This window comes from Myxococcus llanfairpwllgwyngyllgogerychwyrndrobwllllantysiliogogogochensis (assembly GCF_006636215.1).
Classification (GTDB): Bacteria; Myxococcota; Myxococcia; order Myxococcales; family Myxococcaceae; genus Myxococcus; species Myxococcus llanfairpwllgwyngyllgogerychwyrndrobwllllantysiliogogogochensis.
In genome coordinates this window covers 61173-68092 of the sequence record NZ_VIFM01000030.1, presented here as the reverse complement: position 1 = coordinate 68092, position 6920 = coordinate 61173, and the positions used below count along the sequence as shown (strand labels likewise).

At 71.4% G+C, this 6920-nt stretch carries 6 protein-coding genes; 1 reads left to right on the top strand and 5 read right to left on the bottom strand.

All coding sequences use genetic code 11. The annotated features are described in order from the left end of the window. The coding region (locus FJV41_RS10450) for a GvpL/GvpF family gas vesicle protein (RefSeq protein ID WP_438616737.1) at positions 1-850 on the top strand (850 nt) is incomplete at its 5' end. Here FJV41_RS10450 and FJV41_RS10445 read toward each other — a convergent pair. From FJV41_RS10445 to FJV41_RS10425, 5 genes are read right to left on the bottom strand one after another with little or no spacing between them, the layout of a single operon-like run. After that, the gene (locus tag FJV41_RS10445) at positions 833-1924 is read right to left on the bottom strand and encodes a hypothetical protein (protein WP_141642290.1); all 1092 of its coding nucleotides are present in this window, start codon (positions 1922-1924) and stop codon (positions 833-835) included. The two genes, FJV41_RS10450 and FJV41_RS10445, sit on opposite strands and share 18 nt — an antisense overlap. Continuing rightward, the gene (locus FJV41_RS10440; RefSeq protein WP_141642289.1) at positions 1921-3792 is read right to left on the bottom strand and encodes a motility-associated ABC transporter substrate-binding family protein; all 1872 of its coding nucleotides are present in this window, start codon (positions 3790-3792) and stop codon (positions 1921-1923) included. Before FJV41_RS10440 ends, FJV41_RS10445 begins: the two co-directional genes overlap by 4 nt. Continuing rightward, positions 3789-4511 carry an ABC transporter permease gene (locus FJV41_RS10435; protein WP_141642288.1) on the bottom strand — a complete coding sequence of 241 codons (723 nt, stop codon included), beginning with the start codon at positions 4509-4511 and terminating at the stop codon, positions 3789-3791. The genes FJV41_RS10440 and FJV41_RS10435 overlap by 4 nt, the downstream gene beginning before the upstream one ends. Further along, positions 4508-5437, bottom strand: a complete 930-nt coding sequence (locus FJV41_RS10430) for an ABC transporter ATP-binding protein (RefSeq protein WP_141642287.1) — start codon at positions 5435-5437, stop codon at positions 4508-4510. The genes FJV41_RS10435 and FJV41_RS10430 overlap by 4 nt, the downstream gene beginning before the upstream one ends. Before the next feature lie 52 nt (positions 5438-5489). Next, positions 5490-6908 (bottom strand): TIGR01777 family oxidoreductase, encoded by a 1419-nt coding sequence (locus tag FJV41_RS10425; RefSeq protein ID WP_141642286.1) that lies wholly within the window; start codon positions 6906-6908, stop codon positions 5490-5492. Between the last annotated feature and the right edge of the window lie 12 nt (positions 6909-6920).

Genomic DNA, 6920 nt, shown 5'->3' with positions numbered 1-6920 from the left:
CACCCCACCCCCGCCCCGGGAGGGACGCGGCAAGCGCAACACGGTGAAGAACACTCCGAAGAGCAAGCCCCGGGCGCGCGTCACGCGGACGCCGGAGGAACTCGCGGGTCCGCACTACCTCTATGGCGTGGTGCGCACCGAGGGCCCGCTGGACTTCGGCCCCATCGGCCTGGGGATGCCGCCGGCCCACGTCCACGCGGTGCGCGAAGGAGCGCTCGTCGCGCTGGTGTCGTCAGCCCCCGCGCGCGTGGTGGACCCGACGCGAGCCAACCTGCTGGCCCACCAGCGCGCCGCCGAGGTGATGCTGCGTGAGCACACGCTGCTGCCCGTGGCCTTCGGGACGGTGCTGGGCTCGGAGGCCGAGGTGCGGCGGTTGCTCCGCTCCGCCCAGGACGCGCTCACCCGGACCCTGGTGGCACTGGAGGGCAAGGTGGAGCTGGGGCTCAAGGTGCTCTACCACCGCGAGCACCTGGCCCGACGCATGGAGTTCGAGGACGCGGGCCTGCGTCGCCGGGAGAACGAGCTGGAGACCGAGCACGAGCGACGGCTGGGGCAAGCCGTGGAGCTGCGCGCGTCGCTGGACATGGCCGCGATGCTGGAGGGCCTGCACCCGCTGGCCAGCGCGACATGCACAGACGCGCCCGTGGGCGAGCGGATGCTGCTCAACGCGGCCTTCCTCGTCGCCAGGGACGCGGTGCCCGCCTTCGAGGCGAGGGTCCGGATGCTCGCCGCGCGCTCGGACCTCTACGCCTTCCGCTTCACCGGCCCCTGGGCGCCGTACAGCTTCGTCGACGTGAGACTGGGGCTGGATGACAGCCCCGAGCCGCCCGATTCACGGCGCGCCCGCTGACGACACCGGCGTCGTCACACGCGCGGCCTCCGCGGCCAACGGGTCCACGCCCGCGTGGAGGCGGACCCAGCCGGGGGTGTGCTCGGTGCGCGCGAAGAAGCCGTCCGTGCCCCGCGCCACCGTCAGCTCGCCCACGGACTTGCCGCCGCGCCGGTACTCCACGCGGAAGGCCTCCTTGGGCTCGCCTCCCGTCGGCTGCTCGTCGCGGCCCAGCAGGTCCAACGGCATCAGGCGCCACACGCGGTCATGCCAGTTCCGGGTGAACTCGTCCGGCTTGTCCGGCGCCTCTTCTGGCGCCAACGCGACGGGGTTGGGTGCCTTGCCGGTCGCCGTGAAGGTCCGCGACGCGCCCCCGGAGGAGATGACCACCGCGTCGAAGTCCCCCAAATCAAACGTGTGCAGCCGCCGGTCCACCAGCCGGCTGTTCGCGTTCTCCAAATCCGGCAGCAGCGCGGGGCCCAGCAGGAACACCTGGCCGTCCGACTCGCGACGCAGGTAGGGCGTGCCCCAGCCTCCCGTCGTCGAGGCGAGCGTGAAGGTCTCCACCTTGCCCCCCAGCGTCAGCGTCAGCTTGCGCTGCGACGTGGTCAGCCCCACCTCTTCCAGCTTCTTCGCCTCGAGCACGCCGAGCGCCCGCGTGGCCCGCAGCGGGGCGAAGCGCGGGAAGAGCTTCGCCGCCACCTCGTTGGCCCGAAGCTCGCGCGGAGGCGGCTGCGGCGGCGTGGCGGCCAGGGGCGGCGTACCCGCGTCCTGTCCACCTTGAGCCACGGTGCCGGAAGCCCCGCCATCCGTGCCCGGCGCGGAGCCCGCATCCGTGCCCTCCGCCGCGGGGAGGCCCTTCGAGGGCTTGTAGCCCAGGCGGACCCACAGCATGTCCCGCGACTGCGCGTCGCGATACAGCTCCACGTAGCGCGCCTCGTCCTCGTAGCGCACCTTGTCCAGGGCGCGCGCCGGCAGCTCCACCACCGTCACGTCACCGGGAGCACCCGCGGGCGCCCGCTGCCACACGAGATAGGCGGCCACCAGCGCCACCACCGCGAGGGCGCCCTGGAGCGCCAGGTCCCGCGCCTTCATTGCTCACCTCCCGCCGCCACCGGGGCGCGCGGAGCACGACGGCCTCGCCGCCGCGTCGTCACGAAGCCCAGCGCCAGCACCAGCGCCGGGGCCACGAACACGGTGGCGTAGAACCACGCCACGTCCTGCTCCCGCGTGTGCTGGATGGGCACGTCTTCCTCCGAGGACACCGCGCCGGACACGGACTCCTCGCCCGTCAGCCACCGCAGCGTGTCCACCGCGAGGTAGGCATTGCCCATGTTGGACAGCACCACGTCGCTCACCACGTCCGCGTCCGCCATGACGACGGCGCGCATCGACTCCTTGCCGGCGGCCGCGGGCTGCTCCACCGCCACCACCAGCGGCCACGTGCGCCGCGTCTCTCCGGCGTCCGGGGTGAAGTTCCCGTTGGCGTCAGCGAACGTCGCGCCATGCGCGCGCACGGAGATGTCGTGCATGACGCCGTTGGGCAGCGGCTGCACCTGGTCCAGCGCACCCGCGCCCAGGAAGGCCACCGGCGACTGGCCGCCCATCGCCGACAGCGACGTGACGGACGGATGGGAGCTGAACGTCGCCGTGCCCAGGTTGCCCCGGTCGCTCTGCTGACGCGTGGTGCGGAAGTACACCTGGTCATTCGCCAGCGGCGTGCCCGCGTACTTCAAGCCCAGGGGCTCCAGCAGCTTCTCGAAGCGAGGGCCCTCCGGCTCCAGCGCCACCCACAACCGGCCGCCACGCTCCAGGTATTCGCGCACCGCCGCGAGCTCCTCGGGGAGGAAGTCGCGCGTGGCACCCACCACCACCAGCGCCCCCGCGTCGCGAGGCACCTCACGGCCCAGTCCCTCCGCGACCCCCAGCGACCGCACGTCTACGTTCTGCGCGCGCAGCAACTCCTTGAACTGGGCCACGGACGGCTGCGGCATCTCACCGGGCACCGGACGCGTCTCCGCGCGCTCGCCATGGCCCGCGGTGAAGTAGACGACGCGTCGGGGCTTCGCCACCGTCAGGAGCCGCCGTTGGACCTCCTGGTCCAGCCGCTGGAGCTGCCCTCTCGCGCGGTCCAGCTCCAATCCCACCGTGAAGGGCTCCTTGCGCTCACCCCGGGCCACGACGACGGTGCCGTTGTTGTGCACGCCCAGCGTCCTCGCGCGAGCCGGCTCCACCGCCTGGTCCAGCCGCTCCACGTTGAGCAGCTCCGGGCTCTCCACGGACAGGTCCTGGAAGTACTGGCGCACCGCCTCTCCCACCTCGTTCGCGGGCGGGAAGAAGAGCGTCACCTGCAGCGGCTCGTTGAGTCCGCGCACCACCTTGCGCGTGGAGTCGCCGGGCTTCGCGGTGCGGAAGTACGACAGGTCCCACGTCGTGTTCGCCTGCGTGACGACGTACATGGTCGCGAAGGCGAAGATGAGCACGAAGGACAGGCCCAGGCCGGAGAACAGCGCGCTGCGAGCGCGGCCCGTCTCCAGCACCGGCGCCCGCGTCATCGCCTGCGCCGCCGTCTCCACCAGCGCCAGCGGCACCAGGCAGCACGTCAAGAGCGCGGGGAACAGCGCCGCCAGCATCACCGCCAGCTTGGGCGCCTTCTGCGACAGCGGCCCACCGAAGAGGGCCGTGCCCACGTCGGACTGGAGGAAGTAGAGCGCCAGCGCGAGCAGGCCCAGGCCGTAGAGGCCCAGCACCCAAACATCCACCGTGCGCCGGTCCGCGCCCGTGCCCCGGGAGCGCGCGAAGCGCCAGATGACCGCGCCCACCGCCGCCACCGCGCCCAGCCCGGAGAAGGCCGCGCGGCCCGTCCCCACGCCCAGGATGCGCTCGCCGATGAAGACCGCCACCAGCCCCGCCACGAAGACCAGCGTCGCCGCCAGCCCATTGCCCACCGGACGGGTGCTCATCGCCACCTCCGCGCTTCGAGCACCCGGGTGGCCGCGAACAGCGCCACGTAGGTGACGACCAGGTAATAGACGACGTCACGCACGTGGATGAGCCCCGATTGGAACGGCGGGAAGTGCTGGTTCCACAGGGACATCGCGCTGAAGACATCCGACAGCGGCTGCTCGGTGATTCGCGCCAGCAGCCAGCAGAGGATGAGCGCCACCAGCATCACCGCGGAGGTAATCGCCGCGAGCAACTGATTGCGTGCCAGCGCCGAGCCGAACGTGCCGACGGCGAGAGAAGCACTGCCCAGCAGCAGCAGTCCCAGATAGCCCGCCGCCACGTGGCCGAAGGACACCTTGCCGTTCACCAGCACCAGCACCGGCATGTACAGCGTGCACAACACGTACAGCGACAGGAAGGCGAGCCCCGCCAGGAACTTGCCCAGCACGATGTCGCGGTCTCGCAGCGGCGACGAGTACAAGAGGGGCAGTGTGCCCGTCTGCCGCTCCTCCGCCAACAGCCGCATGGAGATGAACACCGAGGCGACGATGGTGAAGCCGCTCGAGTAATAGAAGAACTGCGACAGCACCTCGGCGGAGCGCTTGCTCGCGCCGCCCAGGGCGTACGCGTTGAAGAACAGGCCGTTCAACGCGAGGATGACCGCGATGACGACGTAGCCGCTGAGCGTGCGCAGGTAGCCGGACAGCTCGCGACGGGCGATGAGCAGGGCCTTCACGCGCGCACCTCCTGACCGTGCGTCAGCCGCAGGAAGATGGACTCCAACTGGCCCGCGCCCTGGTCCAACCGCAACAACTCCAGCCCCGCGCCCACCACCGCCTGCGCCACGCGCGGACGCTCGTCCGGAGAGGCCCGCAGCGTCAGCGACACCACGCCGTCCGCCGCCCGGTCCACGTCCACCGCGCCAAACGGCTTGAGCACCTCGAGCGCACGCGCCCGGTCTCCCCGCACCTCCACCTCGATGGAGCCGCCGCCGCCCATCTTCCGTCCCAGCTCCTCCTCCGTCCCCTGCGCCACCAGCGTCCCCTTGTGGATGATGAGGAGCCGGTCACACGTCTGGGAGATTTCCGGGAGGATGTGGCTGGAGACGAGCACCGTGTGCGTGCCCTTGAGCCCGCGGATGACGTCGCGCATCTCGACAATCTGCCGAGGGTCCAGGCCGCTGGTGGGCTCGTCGAGGATGAGCAGCGCGGGCTTGTGCACCAGCGCCTGCGCCACGCCCACGCGCTGACGGTAGCCGTGGCTGAGCGTGGAGATGAGCTCGCCGTCCACCTCGCGAAGGCCCGTCTTCTCCTCCGCCTCGCCCACGCGCGCGGTGGTGTCCCGGGCCGTCACGCCGCGCAAGCGCGCGACGTAGGCCAGGTACTCGCCCACCGTCATCTCCTCGTAGAGCGGCGGCACGTCCGGGAGGTAGCCAATGCGCTGCCGCACCTCGTGGGCGTTGCTCACCACGTCATGGCCGTCGATGACGACACGGCCGGCGGTCGGCAAGAGCACGCAGCCGAGGACCTTCAACGTCGTCGACTTGCCCGCGCCATTGAGGCCGAGGAAGCCGATGACTTCACCCTGGCCGATGGTGAAAGCCAGGTCCCGGATGGCCGCATGCTCACCGTAGTACTTGGTCAGCCCTTCGACCTGAATCATAGGGGGCCATTCCATCAGTCCCCCCAGGGGGCATTGTCAAGCGCCGAACCGCTCAGTCATGGCGGAACTCCGGCCCCGCCGTGGTGCGGCCGAGCGTGAAGCGCAGCGCCCCTTCCAGGTCCGGCAGGAGGAAGGAGTAGCCAAGCCGCTCGGCGGTGGAGGGAAGCACCCGGGCACCCGCCAGCAGGGCCTCCTGCCCCATCTGCCCGAAGAGAGTGCGGATGACCGCGGCGGGCATCGGCAGGAAGGCAGGCCGTCTCAGCACCCGACCCAGCGTCTTCGCGAAGTCCGCCTGTCGCACCGCTCCCGGCGCCACGGAGTTGATGGGGCCACGCGCCGCCTCCGTGAAGAGGCTGAAGTGGAAGAGCCCGAGGATGTCCTCCATCGACACCCAGCTCATCCACTGGCGACCGGAGCCGATGGGTCCACCGCCGCCCGCGAGGAAGGCGGGCAGCATCTTCGCCAGTGCGCCATCGCGAGCGTCCAGCACGGGGCCGATGCGCAGGTGCACCACGCGAATGCCGGCGGCCTCCGCGGGCGCGGTGGCGGCCTCCCAGGCGCGGCACACATCCGCGAGGAACCCGGTGCCCGGCGCGCTCTCCTCGGTGAGCGGCTCGTCGCCCCGGTCGCCGTAGATGCCGCTGCCCGCGGCGCACACCAGCACGCGGGGCTTCTTCTTCATGCGCGCCAGCGCCTCCGACAGCGTGAGCGTGCCCTCGGTGCGGCTCTTGAGGATGGCGTCCTTGTAGTCGGGAGACCAGCGCTTGCCGGCGACGTTGGCGCCCGCCAGATGCACCACCGCGTCCACGCCCTCCAGCGAGGCGATGTCCACCTCGCCCTTGTCGGGCACCCACGCCACCTCGTTGCGCGAGGCGTCGGCGCGGCCTCGCACCAGGCGCTTCACGTGGTGGCCGCCGGTGGTGAGGAACGGCACGAGCGACGAGCCAATCGAGCCCGACGCGCCGGTGATGGCCACGGTGAGGGGGCCGGCTTGCGCGAAGGCGGCGTGGCGCCGCAGGTCTTCCAGTGTCACCCGGTGGCGATAGGCGAACATCCGCTCCAGCGTGCGACGCGCGGTGCCTCCACCGAAGAGGCTGCCCAGCGGGCCCATGGGCAGGACGTACTCCACCTCGTCCTCCAGGACGGAGGAGTTCGTCGCGGGCTCGGGCCACATCCGGTGGGTGTGGACCCACTTCGAGAACGGGCCGGACACCTGCGTGTCCTGGAAGAGCGAGTCCTGCACGTACGCCGTGTGCTCGGCCACCCAGCGGCGGGGGAAGGGGCCCAGGCGCATCCGCATGGTGACGCGGGCGCCGGGGTGGATGCCGTCGCCCGAGCGCTCCAGCAACTCCATCCGCTCCCAGGGGGGCGTCAGCCGTGCGAGCGCCCCTTCCCGGGCATGCCAGGCGAACAGCTCGGAGGCCGACACCGGCATCCGACTGCGCGCATCGAAGACGTGCGACTTGCCCATGCTTCCTCCCGG